Below are 14,995 nucleotides of genomic sequence, written 5' to 3'. Positions count from 1 at the left end.
ATGACATGGCGCTGAGCTACAAGGCGCGGCGACGCTTGTCGCTGTTGGTTCTGCTGGTTGGCCTGCCCATCTATGTGGTGGTGGCGGTCACCTTGGTGAACTGGATCGACCGGCCCTCCATTCTGGTGGAACTCGGCATTTATGTCGGGCTGGGGATGCTGTGGATCTTGCCGCTCCGCTCGGTTTTTCTGGGTGTCGGGCAACCGGACCCGGATGCCGCGCCACCCGATGCGGACCGGATGAAATGAAAACAGGCGGACTGCGCTGCGCAGTCCGCCTGTTTCATGGGGCCTTGATGGCAGCCTCGGCCCACTGTCTTGTGACGGGCCGGATCAGCCCGCGAATTTACGAGCCTCTGCCAGAAGCGGCGAGCCCTGGTTGATGGCAAACTGGCCGCGGCGGCTGCGCTCGATCACGCCGTCGCGCAGCAGCGTGCCAAAACTGCGCAGGCCGTCTTCGCGGCTGAGCCCTTCGGAGGCGGCGCTGATGTGGCGCATCAGTTGCGGGCGCGTGAAACTGTCGCGCCCTTCGACACAGGCGATATAGGCTGCGGCGGCTTCCAGCAACTCGTGCAGTTCCGTGGCCCCGAGACGTTCGGCGAATTCGGGAAACCCGCTTTCGACATCAAAGATGTTTTCATCGTCTTCATCATCTTCGGCCGCGATCGAGAGATCCGGGGAAAAGCCATTGGCCGAAGGCCCGGCAACGGGCCGACGGGGGCGCACGGGTTGAACGGGCGCAGCGGCTGCCGGGGCAGGAGCCGGCGCCGGCGTTTGTCGGGCGGCGGGCGGCGCAGGCCGGTCAACCCTTTGTTCCGATACAAGGACCAAGGGCGATGGCCGCTCTTCCTGCGGGACCGGCGGCTCGGCCGGGCGCATCACCTTGGCAAGGTCATTGCGATAGGCCCCCATCTTCTCGCTGCCATTTCCTGCAAGGGTGCTGCCGGTCGCGCGGCGCTCGGCGATCGTCGCGGCAACTGCGGCCTTGAGATGGGCGATCGCCGATTGACGGCGCTTGGCATCCGGCACTTCCATCTGCGTGCTGGCTTCGGCCATCAGGCGGTTGACGGGAACATCCTCGGCGGGACGGGCGGCGCGGCGATCGGGTGTCGGCTCTGCCGGAGCTGCCTTTGCGGGGCTGTCCTGTTCGAGCGAGGCCAGTTCGGCGGCAAGAGCGGCTTCGGCCTCGGCCGAAAGCACGGCGGGGGAAGCGGCTGCGGGGGCGGGGGCAGCGGGGGCAGGTGCGAGTTCGGCGCTGCCCGATGTTTCGCTGCGGCGGATCTTGATGACCCGCGCCCGCGCCCGCTGCAATTTCTCGACCGAGATCGGCGTGCGCGATTCCGTTTCCGCAATCGCCTCCGCAGCCAGTTCGGCCACAAGGTCAGCGGGCACCGAAGGCCTTTCGATCTGCGCCGGGCGCGCGGGCCGGACAGGACGCACGGGGCGCACGGGTGCCGTGGCATCTGCCTCTGCGGCGGGTATCGGCGCGGCGACTGCGGCGACTTGATCTTGCTCCGGTTCTTGCTCTGTCTCAGATTCCGCAGCGGGTGTGTCCGGCGTCAGCACCTCTGCTGCATCGGTCTCCTCGTCGGAGGCTGCGTCAACTTCGGCGTAGGATTCCAGAGCGTCGACATAATCTGTCTCTTCGGTGTCGACATCGGCCGGTGCCGCCGCAGCCTGCGTTTCCGATGCAGTCTCTTCGGCCTCAGCCTCCTCGGGGTCGACCAACGCAGCCAATGAGACGAGCAAAGCATCGTCCGCATCGGCGGGCGCTTCTTCAACGAGAGCGGCCTCTTCTGCTTCATCCTCGGCAGCGGCCTCTGCGACCAGACTGGCGAGCATGGCGTCATCGCCTTCATCGTCATCGAGGGCGGCTTCGGCTTGGGCTTCGGGCGCGTCATCCGCTTCGGTCTGCGCCAGCACGGCAGCCAGATCAAGATCCGGCTCCTCTACGGTTGCGGGCGCTTCGGGGGCAACGGGGGGGGCCGCGTCCGAGCCCACATCAAGCGCGAGAAGGTCAAGAACTTCCTCGGCATCGACCGCGTCATCCTGCAACGCGTCAAAGGCTTCGGCGGCAGGCGCGTCCTCTTCCGGCAGAGCCTCGGGGGTGGGTTCGGCTTCATCCTCGGGCAGGTTGTCGGCGATCTGGTCAAGCGGAGCCGGAGCGGTCGGCCCTGCAGTGTCTTCGGCGATGTTTTCAGCCGGTGCCGCTTCCTCGGCGATTGGTGTTGCAACCGAAACAACCGCGGCGGTTTGCGGCGCTTCCTGCTGCTGCGCCGCGGCCTTGCGCAGACGCGACAGTTTTTCAGCCACCGATTCGGTGCTGCCTTCGGCAACCGCGGCAGTTGCGGGCTGTGCCAGAACCGGCGCGGGACGGGTGGCAGGCGCGCGGGCGGGCATGTCCACAACGGGTTGCGGGGCGGTTTCGGGTTGCGAGGCCGCGGGCGCGGCGCGGTCAAGCGGGCGCGGCGCGGCAATCGCATCGGTCTCGCCGGCGCGCAGAATAACGCCATTGTCCTGAATCTTCGCCTCGACCCGGCGCTGGATTTCGCGTTCGGCAATACGGTGCAACATGGCAGCGTCGGGTTGCGGCGGTTCCGCCCCGAAATAACGATCTTCGGCAGCCAGATCACGGAAGTATTCCGCAATCGCCTTCATCGTATTGAAAGGATCGTCAAACCCTTCCAAAGTGCATGAGAAGGTTCCATAGGAAACCGTAAGGATCTTACTCGCACCGTTCATCGGATGCTCGCTTTCTGCAAAACTCGATACACCCTTGTCCTTGGTTACAGGTTCGAATCCGTGGACAGATCAGGGTCATTTGAAGGATTGTTTGTGGCAGCCGCACCGATAGTTTGCCGCAATTGAAAGACAGTATCCGCATGAATCAGGCCATTGTGCAATCCTCGGGCGGGATCACGCTTGTGGGAGGGGCCCCCGTTTCGGCCGCATTGTTTCGGATTGCGCAGCAACGCGCACCGGTGATCGTGGCGGCCGACGGAGGGGCCAACCGCTGCCTGTCGCAAGGCATTGCGCCAGCGGCGGTGATCGGCGATATGGATTCGATCTCGCCCGCGGCAAGGGCGGCGGTTCCGTCCGAGCGGTTCCACCATATTCCCGAACAGGATACGACCGATTTCGACAAGGCGCTGCGCTCGGTCGATGCGCCCTTCGTGATTGCAATCGGCTTTGTCGGGGCGCGGGTGGATCACGGGCTCGCCGTGCTCACGACGCTCGTCCGGCAACAACGTCCTTGCGTCTTGCTCGGGCCGCAGGACGTGGTCTTTCATGCTCCGCCACGGTTGCAACTTGATCTGCGGCGGAAGGACCGCTTCAGCCTCTATCCCCTTGCCAGGATCAGTGGTCGCAGCACCGGGCTTGACTGGCCCATCGACGGTCTAGACCTCGCGCCCGACACGCGTGTCGGCACCTCCAACCGGGTCAGCACGGGCCGGGTCACGCTGGAGCTTTCGGGGCCGGGAATGCTGTGCATCCTGCCGCGCGCAAGGCTGGATCAGGCCTTGAGCGCGCTGATGGCGGCGGCGCGCGCCGAAAGCCGCTCCCTGTAGATGATGTAAAGGCCCGAGGCGGTGATCACGGCGATCCCCGCCCAGGTCAGCGCATTCGGGAAATCGCCGAAAATCCAGTATCCGAGGGCAACCGCCGCCACAATTTCCAGATAATGCAGCGGGGCGAGCGTGGCTGAAGGTGCGAACTTCAGCGCATAGGTCATGCACATGTGGCTGAGCGCCGCCCAGAAGCCGACCCCGAAGAGCCAGAGCCATTCGACGCCTTGCGGCAGGACCGGATCGAAATGGCGCCAGCCCGTGCCTTCGGCCAGCAGCATGACCGGCAGACACATCAAGAGCCCGGTCCAAGAAGTGTGGAACTGCATGGCGACCGGATGCATGAACCCCGACACCTGCCGTGTCGACAGCATGTAGAAGGCGAAGAAGAATGCTGTTCCCAAGGGCCAAAGCGCCACATAGCCAAAGGCCGCAAGCGAGGGCTGGATTACCAGAAGCGCCCCGAGAAACCCCACGCAAGAGGCCGCGATACGCCGGGGGCCAACCTCGTCACCGAAGAGGACACGCCCGAGCAGCAGGAGAATGAATGGCTCGACAAAGGCGATGGCAAGGGCATCGGCCACCGGCATCACCGAAATGGCTGCGACGAAACTGAAGGTCGACAGTATCAGGAACACGGCGCGCAGACAGATCAGCCCCAAGGCCCGCCCCGTCATGTGAAGCGAAAGACCCATCGCCAGAATCACCGGCAGCATCAACGCGCCCTGCACGACAAAACGCGCGGTGACGATCTGCGCAACAGGGATCGTGGCCGCCGCCAGCTTTGCCGATACATCCAGCAAAGGCGCAAGGACGCAAAAGGCAAGCATCAATACAACGCCGGGAAGGATGCGGTCTGGCTGACGGGTCATGTCCATGGGCTAGCGCGGGCGTCTCGGCGCGTCCACCGCAAAAACGACACGCTGCGCCCCGATTTCACGCCGCACCCTTGCCGACCCTCGGCCAAGGCCATTACGCTGCGGGAAAAATTCGGCCAAGGGCAGGGGGGCGGCATGCTGGTTCTGAAGAAGGCGGGGCTGGTCTATCTGGCCAATCCGAAGACAGCCACGCAATCCTTGCGCGCCATGCTTGCCCCCTATGCCCGCGCCACGCCCAAAGAGACCGGCGACAAGCACATAAACGCCCGGATTTATGAGCGTAAATGGGCGGTGCGCATCACGCGAAAGCTGGGCAAGCGCCCCGAGACCTTTGCGGTCATGCGCGCGCCGATGGACCATCTGGGCAGCTGGTTCCGCTATCGCCAGCGGGACGCATTGCGCGGACATGAAAACTCGACCTACGGGTTGACCTTCGCCGAATTTGTCGAGGCGCGTCTGTCAGACGATCCGCCGCCCTTTGCCAGCATCGGCAGACAGGATCGCTTTCTCGGCTTTCTCGATGATGGGCCGCCGGTGACCTACCTCTTCGATTACGCCGACCTTGGCCGCCTGTTGCATTTCCTGTCAGATCGGCTGGGCGCGCGGTTTGACATGCCGCATCGCAACGTCTCTCCCAAGACGGACCCCGACATCCTGACCCTGCCCGATGCCCTCTTGGCCCGGCTGCACAAGGTGCATGAGGCAGAGTTTGCGCTGTACGACCGCCTGCACAAGGATGGCATGATCTTCACACCGATGGCACCGGTGGAAGCGGAGGTTTGAGCATTTGGTAAAGGTGCAATCCGGCGCGGCGCGATGATATCTGCCCCTTTCTGAAATACTTCCGCCGGAGGCGTCCACCGCCTCATACGCGGCCGGCGTCAGCAGTTCGGCACGTTCACCGCCAGCCCGCCCAGCGAGGTTTCCTTGTATTTCTCGTGCATGTCGCGTCCGGTCTGGCGCATCGTTTCGATGCAGGCGTCGAGGCTGACAAGGTGCTGCCCGTCGCCGCGCATCGACAGGGACGCCGCCGAAACCGCCTTGATCGCGCCAAGACCGTTGCGCTCGATGCAAGGGACCTGCACCAGCCCCTTGACCGGATCACAGGTCATGCCAAGGTGGTGTTCCAGCGCAATTTCTGCGGCGTTTTCAACCTGTTCGGCTGTTCCGCCCAAAACGGCGCAAAGGCCAGCAGCGGCCATTGCAGCAGCAGAGCCCACCTCGGCCTGACAGCCGCACTCCGCGCCCGAGATGCTGGCGTTGTGCTTGCACAGCCCGCCGATGGCTGCAGCGGTCAGGAGAAAATCTCCGATCCGCGATGGGGCGGCGCCCGGCACATGGTCAAGCCAATAGCGGATGACGGCGGGAACAACGCCTGCCGCGCCATTGGTGGGCGCCGTTACCACTTGCCCTCCGGCGGCGTTTTCCTCGTTCACCGCCATTGCGTAAAGGCTCATCCAGTCGTTGATGGTGTGCGGGGCCTGCATGTTCAGCCCGCGTTCGGCCTGCAACTGTTCATGAATGCCCTTCGCCCTGCGGCGCACCTTGAGCCCGCCAGGCAATATGCCGCTGCCCGCCATGCCGCGATCTATGCAGGCGGACATTACCTCCCACAGCCGCGCAAGCCCCTGATCCAGTTCGGCGGGCGTGCGAAAGCGCAGTTCATTGGCCCGCTTCATCGCGGCGATCGACAGCCCGCTTTGCTTGGCCATCGCCAGCATTTCGGTGGCTGTCTCGAAGGGGAAGGGCACATCGGCGCGCGGCTTTTTCTTGTCGGCGGCGCTGTTTTCCAATTCGGCGGCGGTCAGCACAAAGCCCCCCCCGATAGAATAATATGTTTCCTGCACGATGACGTCGCCTTGCGCGTCAGTGGCGCGCAGGATCATTCCGTTGGCATGGCCGGGCAGGGCGGGGCCGTAGTCGAAGACCAGATCGCGTTCGGGGTCGAAGTGAAGCTCGGGCAGGCCGGGCGGCGTGATGCGGCAGGTCTGGCGGATGCTGTGCAGCGCCTCGTCCGCGCGGGCAGCGTCATAGGTGTCGGGCGCAAAGCCTGCGAGGCCAAGGATGGTTGCGCGGTCCGTCGCGTGACCCACCCCGGTGAAGGCCAGGCTGCCATGCAGCGAGGCGCGCAGGCCATGCGCCTGAAACGGCGAGCCGCGCAGCAGATCGAGAAAGCGGGCAGCGGCCACCATCGGGCCCATCGTGTGGCTGGACGAGGGGCCGATCCCCACCTTGAACATATCGAACACGGACAGGAACATGCGTTGGTCTCTCTGTAGCTGTTGGCGGGCAGTGTGCGCCGGATCGCATCGCCTGCGCCACACGAAAGCGACATTGCGCGGGTTTCTGCGGCATCGTCCGCGCTCGCGCGGCCCCGTGATGCGAGCTTGGACAGGGCCGTGCGCCGCCGCTCCGGGGCAATTCGCCCTCGCGCGCGGGGGCGGGTTTGCCTATAACCCGAGCACGCCACATTTTCACTGCCGGGGAATCGATCCATGCCTGCCGACCTTTCGCCCATCGACAAGGCCAAGTTTCTAGCGGCCAAGCGCGCAACCGATTTTGTCGAGAACGGGATGAAATTGGGGCTTGGCACCGGGTCCACAGCCGCATGGATGGTGCGTTGTCTGGCCGAACGGATCCGCGAAGAAGGCTTGCGGGTGGTCGGGGTGCCAACCTCGAGCCGGACCGCGCAACTGGCGGCGCAACTCGGAATTCCGCTGACGACGCTGGACGAGGCGAAATGGCTCGACATGACCATCGACGGCGCTGACGAGTTTGACGGCAACCTCAACCTGATCAAGGGCGGCGGGGCGGCGCTGCTGCAGGAAAAGATCGTGGCGACCGCATCCGACCAGATGATCGTGATTGCCGATGCCGCGAAGGATGTATCGCAGTTGGGGGCCTTTCCGCTGCCGATCGAGGTGATCCCTTTTGGCTGGCAGACCACCAAGGCGCTGGTCGAGGAAACACTTGTCTCGCTTGACGTGCTCAACCGTGACGTGACCCTGCGGATGAACGGCGCGGCCCCCCTCGTCACGGACGAGTCGAATTACATCCTCGATCTGCACCTCAAGCGCATCGGCAATCCGCGCCAGCTCGCGCTGGTGCTGAACCAGATCCCGGGCGTGGTCGAAAACGGGCTGTTCATCGACATCTGCGATATCGTGGTGATCGGCCACGGTGACGGGCGGGTGACGGTGCGCGACATCAACTCTGGCGAGACCGAGGACGAGCGGGTGGAATTCGTGCCGACCTCCAACATTTTTGCGGATCTGGACTGATGGCGTTTGACGTAGACCTGTTTGTCATCGGGGGCGGCTCGGGCGGGGTGCGGGCGGCGCGCATGGCGGCCGCGACCGGGGCCAAGGTGGCCCTCGCAGAAGACAGCCGTCTTGGCGGCACCTGTGTCATCCGTGGCTGCGTGCCGAAGAAGCTGATGGTCTTTGCCTCGGCCTTCCGCGAGATGCCAACAGAGGCGCGCGCCTATGGCTGGGACATTCCGGATGGCAGTTTTGACTGGCCCGCGTTCCGCGCCAAGCTGCATGCCGAGCTTGACCGTCTGGAAGCCGTCTATCGGCGGCTGCTCGACGGGTCCGGGGTGCGGATTTACGATGCAAGGGCGCGGCTGAGCGATGCCCACACGGTGACGCTGTCCAGCGGGGAGACCGTGAGCGCACGGCATATTCTGGTGGCCACAGGCGGGCGGCCCGAGCGGCCCGATGTGCCAAATGCCGCGCTCGGGCTGGTGTCGGATGACATCTTCACCCTGCAGGCGCTGCCCAAGTCCATCCTGATCGTGGGCGGCGGCTTCATTGCTTGTGAAATGGCCTGCATTCTTGCGGGGCTCGGCGTCAAGGTGACGCAGTTCTATCGCGGTGCGCAAATCCTGCGCGGCTTTGACGACGAGGCGCGCGGCCTGATTGCCGAGGCGATGAAGGCGCAGGGGATCGAGCTTCACCTTGGCACCAACATCGTGGAAATGGCCGAAGCGGCGGCGATGGCGGAGGACGGGTCCACCATGGGCGCGGGTGTGGAATCGGCGGTCGAACTGCTGCCCCATTCGGGCAATCGGGGATGCCCGGTCTGGGTCAAGGCGACCAACGGGATGGAATGCACCTTTGACTCGGTGCTATTCGCCACGGGTCGCAGTCCGAATACCGAGGGTCTCGGGCTTGACGATCTGGGGGTCAAGCTGGGGCGGCGCGGCGAGATCGTCGTAGACAGCTACAGCCAGACCGCCGTTCCGTCGATCTATGCCATCGGCGATGTGACGAACCGCGTCAACCTGACGCCTGTGGCGATCCGCGAAGGCATGGCCTTTGTGCGCACGGTGTTTGACGGCGAGCCGACAGAGGTTGACCATGACCTCATTCCAAGCGCGGTGTTTACCCAGCCGGAACTTGGCACAGTTGGGTTGACCGAAGAAGCCGCGCGCGAGCAGGAGCCGATCGAGGTCTATTGCACCAGTTTCCGGCCGATGCGCACCGCCTTCGCCGGGAGCGAGGCACGGGTGCTGATGAAACTGATCGTCAGTCAGGCCACGCGGCGGGTGCTGGGATGTCACATCGTCGCACCCGAAGCCGGAGAGATGATCCAGCTTGCGGCGATTGCCGTCAAAATGGGGGCCACGAAAGAGGATTTTGACCGCACGGTGGCAGTGCATCCGACGATGGCCGAAGAACTGGTCACGATGCGGACACCGACGCGCAAGGCGTGACCGGATTCGCTTGATTTTCGCGTCGGAATGACCAGTTAAAGACACAGCATAAAAAGAAGGGTTTCAACGGATGGCAAGTGGAGGTCCCTGGGGCGGCGGTGGCGGCTCGGGTGGAGATGATCGGGGCAACGGGCGCGATGATGATCGCAGACCAGCAGGCCAACGGCCCGCAAACGGCGGCCCCCAGATCCCCGAGATCGATGAAATCGTCAAGAAAGGGCAAGAGCAACTGCGCGTGCTGATGGGAGGCCGTGGCAAGGGCGGTCTGAACGGCGGTGGTGGTGGTGGCGGGCGCGGGCCTTCCTCACCGCGCATCACCAAGCAGGGCGTTGCCTTGGGCGCGCTTGCGGCTGTCGCGCTGTGGGGGATGATGTCTTTCTACACGGTGCGACCGGAAGAGCGGTCGGTCGAATTGTTCCTCGGTGAATTTTCGGCCATCGGCAATCCGGGTCTGAACTTTGCGCCTTGGCCTCTTGTGACGGCCGAGATCATCCAGGTCACCAACGAACGCACCACCGATATCGGCGTGGGGCGCACGGGGGAAGATGGCGGGTTGATGCTGACCCGCGACCAGAACATCGTGGATATCGGCTTTCAGGTGGTCTGGAACATCAATGACCCCGCCGCCTATCTTTTCAACCTCGCCGATCCGGCAGATACGATCCGGGCGGTTTCGGAGTCCGCGATGCGCGACATCATCGCGCGGTCGGAACTCGCACCCATCCTCAACCGTGACCGGGGTGCGATTGCCGCAGACCTGCGTGCTGCGGTGCAGGGCACGCTGGACAGCTACAACGCCGGACTGAACGTGATCCGGGTCAACTTCGAAAAGGCAGACCCCCCGCGTGAGGTGATTGACGCCTTCCGCGCGGTGCAGGCTGCCCAGCAGGAACGCGACCGGCTCGAGAAAGAGGCGGATGCCTATGCCAACCGGGTGACGGCGGGCGCGCGCGGTGAAGCGGCACGGATCGTCGAGGAGGCGGAAGCCTATCGCGCGCAGGTCGTCAATGACGCGGCCGGTGAAGCCAGCCGCTTCCTGTCGGTCTACGAAGAATATGTCAAAGCGCCGGAAGTCACGCGCCGCCGGATGTATCTGGAAACCATGGAACGCGTGCTTGGCAATATGAACAAGGTCATTCTTGACGGCGTGCAAGGTGGCGAAGGCGGTGGGCAGGGTGTTGTGCCATTCCTGCCGCTGAATGAACTGGGTCGGCAAACGACTGCGGCCGCGCCTGCGGCGGCAGCGTCCACCGGGGGGAACAACTGATGAAAGCACAACTTCTTCTTCCCGTTGTCGTGGTGCTGGGCGCCGCTGTCCTCTCATCGCTGTTCATCGTGGACGAGCGTGAAAAGGCGCTGGTCCTGCAATTCGGTCAGGTCAAACAGGTCAAGGAATCCCCCGGTCTGGGCTTCAAGATTCCGCTGATCCAGGAGGTCGTGAAATATGACGGCCGCATCCTGGGTCTGCCGACGCAGCCGCTGGAAGTCACGCCGCTGGATGATCGCCGCCTTGTGGTCGATGCCTTTGCCCGCTGGCGGATCACCAATCTGGTGGAGTTCCGCGAAGCGGTGGGCGTGGGCGGTGTCGATGCGGCGCAAACCCGCCTCGACCGTATCCTGAACGCCGCCATCCGTGAGGTGCTGGGTTCCGTGCCATCGAACCGTGTCCTGTCCGAAGACCGGACCGCCCTGATGAACCAGATCCGCGACCGTGCGCGGGCCGAATCCGGTGCGCTGGGTATCGAGGTGATTGACGTGCGCCTGACGCGCACCGACCTGCCCGAGCAGAACCTTGCCGCCACCTTTGCGCGGATGCGGGCCGAGCGGGAACGCGAGGCTGCCGATGAAATCGCCCGTGGTGGCGAAGCCGCGCAGCGGGTGCGGGCAACCGCAGACCGGACCGTGGTGGAACTGACCTCGGAAGCGCGCCGTATGGCCGAGGTTGCGCGAGGCGAGGCCGACGCCGAGCGGAACAGCATCTATGCCGAGGCCTTTGGCCGCGACCCCGAGTTCTTTGCCTTTACCCGCTCGCTCACCTCGTACGAGCGTGCGTTGCAATCGGGCAGCTCGTCGATCGTCATGCAGCCGGATAGCGAGTTCTTCACCTATCTGCGCAGCGATATCGCCCCGGCCGACCGTCCGGGCGCTGCGCCTGCCGTGCCTGCGTCTCCGACGCCTGCACCGTGATCTGGGTCATCCTGGCCTTCGGGCTGGTCGCTATTGCCGAGGGGCTGGTGCTTGCACTGGCCCCTTCGCGTGTAGAGCAAGTGCTTGCGATGATGGCACGCCTGCCCGTCGAGACGCGACGATTGATCGGGCTGGTCTCTGTTGCCGTGGGGGCAACACTTGTCGCGCTGGTGCGCTGGGTGGGGTTTTAGCCGTGCCTTGGGAACGCCTGTCGGCCGGGCAGCGTCGCCCGGCCATCCCGCCCGAGGGCCGGGTCAGATCTGCTTTTCCGGCATGTGAACCACAAGCCCGTCCAGCGCGTCAGTGACCTTGATCTGGCAGGTCAGGCGCGAGCGGGCAGGGTCGGGCTGATAGGCGAAATCAAGCATATCTTCTTCCATGCTATCTTTCTTGGGCAGTTTGCCGACCCATTCCGGCGCCACATAGACATGGCAGGTCGAGCAGGCGCAAGCGCCGCCGCAGTCGGCCTCGATCCCCGGAATCCCGTTGTCACGTGCGCCTTCCATGACGGTCAGGCCATTGGCGACGTCCACGATATGCTCTTTGCCGCCGAATTCCACATACTTGATCTTGGCCATCGTCTGTCTGTATCCCTTTTCGTAAGCTGCCGCCGTTGCTTGGACATAGGCCAGTTTCGCCTCCTTTGCCAGAGGATCGCGGGCGCAATCGGGGCCAGCGGCGTCGGGCTGGTTGCCGCCTTGCAACGCAAACGGCCGAACTGGGCCGTGGCGCTAGGCCGGGTGGCGCGGCTGTGCTAGCTTGCCCTGCGTAAGCCGGGCAAACCGGCGCAGGCAGGATATGATCTTCGAATGATGCGCAGCGCGTCTTTGACCCTGTTCGGGGCAGCGATTTTCCTTGTCGCCTGCCAAAGCACGGCCGTGCCCGAAGCGCCGGGCCGCGCTGATCTGTCTGCCGATCTGGTCCGGTTGACGGTTCCCGGTCCTCCGAAGAGCGCGGAGGGGGAATGTTGGGCCTCTGATGTGACGCCCATGGTGATCGAGACGGTGACCGAACAAGTCATGGTTTCGGATGCCCGGCGTGGTCCCGATGGCACCGTCCTGTCTCCGGCGGTGTTCCGTTCGGAAATCCGGCAAAAGATCGTGCAGGAGCGCGAGGAGATCTGGTTCCGCAGCCCCTGTCCGCAAGAGATGACGGTGGATTTCATCGCCAGCCTGCAACGTGCGCTGAAGGCGCGGGGCTTTTATGTGCTGCCTTTGACCGGAGAGATGGATTTTCCCACCCGCTCTGCCCTGCGCCGTTTTCAGGCCGAGCGCGGCCTTGAAAGCGACCGCCTGTCGCTGACCGCGGCGCGCGAACTCGGGCTTGTCACCGTGGACCTTAAGAAGAGATGACGGATATTGCACAGGCCGCACGGGCCGAACTGATCCGGCTTTGGGCAGGCTGCCCCGATGCCGCCCATGATCTGGGGCATATCGACCGGGTTTGGGCCAACTGCCAGCAGATCATGCAGGATGAGCCGCAGCTTGACCGCGAGGCGTTGCAGATGGCGGTGATCTTCCATGACGCGGTCAATCTGCCCAAGGACGCGCCGAACCGGAGCGAGGCCTCAGCGCTGTCAGCCAAGGCCGCAGCCGATTGGCTCAGGGCGCAGGGCTGGCCTGCCACGCGCATCGCGCTGGTGACGCATGCGATTGCCGCGCACAGTTTTTCTGCCGGCATTCCCCCGCAAAGTGCAGAAGCCCGCGTGTTGCAAGATGCTGACAGGTTGGAGGCGCTCGGGGCGATCGGTCTTGCCCGCATGTTTGCCGTGGCGGGGGCGCTGGGGGGCGCGCTTTGGCACCCCGAGGACCCGCTGGCGCAAGGCCGCCCGCTCGACGACAGGGCCTATGCCCTGGATCATCTGGAGGTGAAGCTGTTCCGCATCGCCCAGACCATGCAAACCCCGACCGGCCGCGCGATGGCGGCAGAGCGCGCCGAATGGATGGCGAGTTTTCGCTCGCGTCTTTTGCGCGAGATCGGCGGCGCGGCGACGTTTTTCTGAAGGTTCGGGCATGAAAAAAAACGCGCGGCACTGCTGCCGCGCATTTGCTGTTTCTGATTGAAACGGTCAGACCGTCATTCGATGCCAAGCGCCACAAAGCGCGGATCCCCGGCACGGCGCACCAGCAACAGAATGGATTTGCGCCCTGCATCGGTTGCCTCGGTGATGCGATCTTCAAGGTCCTTGATCCGCACCACCTTTTGTTGCCCGGCCTCGGTGATGACATCCCCCTCGCGCAGGCCCTTGGCAAAGGCTTCCGAGGTCGGGTCTACGGTTCCGACAACCAGACCTTCGGCATCGGCAGGCAGGCCGAGCGACTGTTTCAGCGCATCTGTGACGGGTGACAGGGTCATCCCGAGGATTTCGGCCTCTTGCGGCTCTGCCGGGGTGGCGGCAGCGGGGCGCACTTCGGCGGCTTCGGCCTCTTCACGGCGGCCAAGCGTGACCTGCAGCGTTTCGGTCTTGCCATCACGCTGCACGATCACCGGAACCGCTTCGCCCACCGGGCTGTCGGCGACGCGGCGAGTCAGATCACGGGTGTCGCGCACGGGCTGTCCCGCGAACTGGGTGATGACATCACCCGCCACAATGCCCGAATCCTTCGCAGGCCCGTCCGGCACATCCGTCACCAGCGCGCCCGCCGCCTCGCTCAGACCCATCGCTTCAGCCACATCGGGGGTCACGTCCTGAATACGCACGCCCAGCCAGCCGCGACGGGTTTCCCCGAACTCTTTCAACTGGTCGACGACTTTGGTCACCACATTGGATGCCATCGAGAAACCAATCCCGATCGAGCCGCCGTTGGGTGACAGAATGGCGGTGTTCACCCCGATCACCTGACCGTCCATGTTGAACAGCGGCCCGCCAGAGTTGCCGCGGTTGATCGCTGCGTCGGTCTGGATGTAGTCATCATATGTGCCCGACAGCGCGCGGTTGCGGGCCGAAACGATGCCCGCGCTGACGGAAAAGCCCTGACCCAGCGGGTTGCCCATGGCAACCACCCAATCGCCCACACGGCTCAGGTCCGAATTGCCGAAGGTGACGTAGGGCAGGGGAGTCGCGCTTTCGACCTTCAGCAGGGCGATGTCGGTCTTGGGGTCGGTGCCGACCAGCTTGGCCTTCAGGCGGGTGCCGGAAAAGAACTCGATCTCGATCTCGTCGGCATTTTCGATGACGTGGTTGTTGGTGACGATATAGCCGTCCTCCGAGATCACAAAGCCCGAGCCAAGCGCCTCGGACCGGCGCGGCGCGCTTTCGCCACCCCGGTTGTTGCGGTCCATGAAATCGCGGAAGAAATCCTCGAACGGGCTGCCTTCCGGCACGATGGGGCCGCCGGATGTCGGCCCTGAAACCACGGCCGAAGTGGTGATGTTGACCACCGACGGGCTGATCTGTTGCGCCAGATCGGCAAAGCTGTCTGGCGCGCGGGCAAAGGCCCCCTGCGCCTGACCCAAGGCCAGAGCTAGGCCAAGACCCAGTGCCATCAGTGTGGCGCGACTGCGCGCACCAAAACCCGGATGGGCAGAATAAGTGGTGGCTTTGGACTGCACTCCCGAACTCCTCTTCGTTTGGACGGCAGGCCCGTGGCGCGAACATCCGCGCCGGGTCGCCAGCAGCTGTAGCATATCATCAGGTAAGCGTTGCCG

General features: G+C 64.3%; 15 protein-coding genes. 10 read left to right on the top strand and 5 right to left on the bottom strand.

Annotated features, from left to right (window positions below; all coding sequences use genetic code 11):
* Nucleotides 1–5: 5 nt before the first annotated feature.
* On the top strand, nucleotides 6–248 hold the full coding sequence (locus tag G3572_RS06410) for a DUF2842 domain-containing protein (RefSeq protein WP_164609796.1): 243 nt from the start codon (nucleotides 6–8) through the stop codon (nucleotides 246–248).
* 84 nt (nucleotides 249–332) lie between these two features.
* Here the strand turns inward: G3572_RS06410 and G3572_RS06405 are convergent, their stop codons facing one another.
* Complete coding sequence (locus G3572_RS06405) at nucleotides 333–2,741, bottom strand: hypothetical protein (protein WP_164609794.1); 2,409 nt, start codon at nucleotides 2,739–2,741, stop codon at nucleotides 333–335.
* 140 nt (nucleotides 2,742–2,881) lie between these two features.
* Here G3572_RS06405 and G3572_RS06400 point away from each other — a divergent pair, with 140 nt between their 5' ends.
* On the top strand, nucleotides 2,882–3,568 hold the full coding sequence (locus G3572_RS06400; RefSeq protein WP_164609792.1) for a thiamine diphosphokinase: 687 nt from the start codon (nucleotides 2,882–2,884) through the stop codon (nucleotides 3,566–3,568).
* Here the strand turns inward: G3572_RS06400 and G3572_RS06395 are convergent.
* A complete protein-coding gene (locus G3572_RS06395) occupies nucleotides 3,514–4,437 on the bottom strand; it encodes a DMT family transporter (RefSeq protein ID WP_164609790.1) in 924 nt (307 codons plus the stop codon). The genes G3572_RS06400 and G3572_RS06395 overlap by 55 nt on opposite strands.
* 141 nt (nucleotides 4,438–4,578) lie before the next feature.
* Between G3572_RS06395 and G3572_RS06390 the strand changes: the two genes are divergently transcribed.
* The gene (locus G3572_RS06390; RefSeq protein ID WP_164609788.1) at nucleotides 4,579–5,226 is read left to right on the top strand and encodes a gamma-glutamyl kinase; all 648 of its coding nucleotides are present in this window, start codon (nucleotides 4,579–4,581) and stop codon (nucleotides 5,224–5,226) included.
* Nucleotides 5,227–5,324: 98 nt separating this feature from the next.
* On the opposite strand, the gene G3572_RS06385 is transcribed toward G3572_RS06390, so the two are convergent.
* Nucleotides 5,325–6,704: an L-serine ammonia-lyase gene (locus tag G3572_RS06385; protein WP_164609786.1), complete on the bottom strand. Its 1,380-nt coding sequence runs from the start codon at nucleotides 6,702–6,704 to the stop codon at nucleotides 5,325–5,327.
* Nucleotides 6,705–6,938: 234 nt separating this feature from the next.
* Here G3572_RS06385 and rpiA point away from each other — a divergent pair, with 234 nt between their 5' ends.
* The 5 genes from rpiA to G3572_RS06360 all read left to right on the top strand — a co-directional run bounded on the left by rpiA (nucleotide 6,939) and on the right by G3572_RS06360 (nucleotide 11,538).
* Nucleotides 6,939–7,724 carry a ribose-5-phosphate isomerase RpiA gene (gene rpiA, locus G3572_RS06380; protein WP_164609784.1) on the top strand — a complete coding sequence of 262 codons (786 nt, stop codon included), beginning with the start codon at nucleotides 6,939–6,941 and terminating at the stop codon, nucleotides 7,722–7,724.
* Nucleotides 7,724–9,160 carry an FAD-dependent oxidoreductase gene (locus tag G3572_RS06375; RefSeq protein ID WP_205518519.1) on the top strand — a complete coding sequence of 479 codons (1,437 nt, stop codon included), beginning with the start codon at nucleotides 7,724–7,726 and terminating at the stop codon, nucleotides 9,158–9,160. Before rpiA ends, G3572_RS06375 begins: the two co-directional genes overlap by 1 nt.
* Before the next feature lie 70 nt (nucleotides 9,161–9,230).
* Nucleotides 9,231–10,427 (top strand): FtsH protease activity modulator HflK, encoded by a 1,197-nt coding sequence (gene hflK, locus G3572_RS06370; RefSeq protein WP_164609782.1) that lies wholly within the window; start codon nucleotides 9,231–9,233, stop codon nucleotides 10,425–10,427.
* Entirely contained in the window at nucleotides 10,427–11,347 is a 921-nt protein-coding gene (gene hflC / locus G3572_RS06365; protein ID WP_435530955.1) for a protease modulator HflC, read from the top strand. The genes hflK and hflC overlap by 1 nt, the downstream gene beginning before the upstream one ends.
* A complete protein-coding gene (locus G3572_RS06360) occupies nucleotides 11,344–11,538 on the top strand; it encodes a DUF2065 domain-containing protein (protein ID WP_164609780.1) in 195 nt (64 codons plus the stop codon). The genes hflC and G3572_RS06360 overlap by 4 nt, the downstream gene beginning before the upstream one ends.
* 63 nt (nucleotides 11,539–11,601) lie before the next feature.
* Here G3572_RS06360 and G3572_RS06355 read toward each other — a convergent pair whose 3' ends face one another.
* Entirely contained in the window at nucleotides 11,602–11,925 is a 324-nt protein-coding gene (locus tag G3572_RS06355; protein ID WP_164609778.1) for a 2Fe-2S iron-sulfur cluster-binding protein, read from the bottom strand.
* 231 nt (nucleotides 11,926–12,156) lie between these two features.
* On the opposite strand from G3572_RS06355, the gene G3572_RS06350 reads away from it, so the two are divergent.
* Together G3572_RS06350 and G3572_RS06345 are read left to right on the top strand one after the other, a co-directional pair.
* Nucleotides 12,157–12,699: a peptidoglycan-binding domain-containing protein gene (locus tag G3572_RS06350; RefSeq protein ID WP_240335416.1), complete on the top strand. Its 543-nt coding sequence runs from the start codon at nucleotides 12,157–12,159 to the stop codon at nucleotides 12,697–12,699.
* Nucleotides 12,696–13,349, top strand: coding sequence for an HD domain-containing protein (locus G3572_RS06345; RefSeq protein ID WP_164609777.1), 654 nt, complete (start codon nucleotides 12,696–12,698; stop codon nucleotides 13,347–13,349). The genes G3572_RS06350 and G3572_RS06345 overlap by 4 nt, the downstream gene beginning before the upstream one ends.
* 74 nt (nucleotides 13,350–13,423) lie before the next feature.
* On the opposite strand, the gene G3572_RS06340 is transcribed toward G3572_RS06345, so the two are convergent.
* Nucleotides 13,424–14,899 (bottom strand): DegQ family serine endoprotease, encoded by a 1,476-nt coding sequence (locus G3572_RS06340; RefSeq protein ID WP_435530954.1) that lies wholly within the window; start codon nucleotides 14,897–14,899, stop codon nucleotides 13,424–13,426.
* Nucleotides 14,900–14,995: the final 96 nt, after the last annotated feature.

Source organism: Pseudotabrizicola algicola, from assembly GCF_010915705.1.
Classification (GTDB): Bacteria; Pseudomonadota; Alphaproteobacteria; order Rhodobacterales; family Rhodobacteraceae; genus Pseudotabrizicola; species Pseudotabrizicola algicola.
This window is presented reverse-complemented; position numbering and strand designations above follow the sequence as displayed.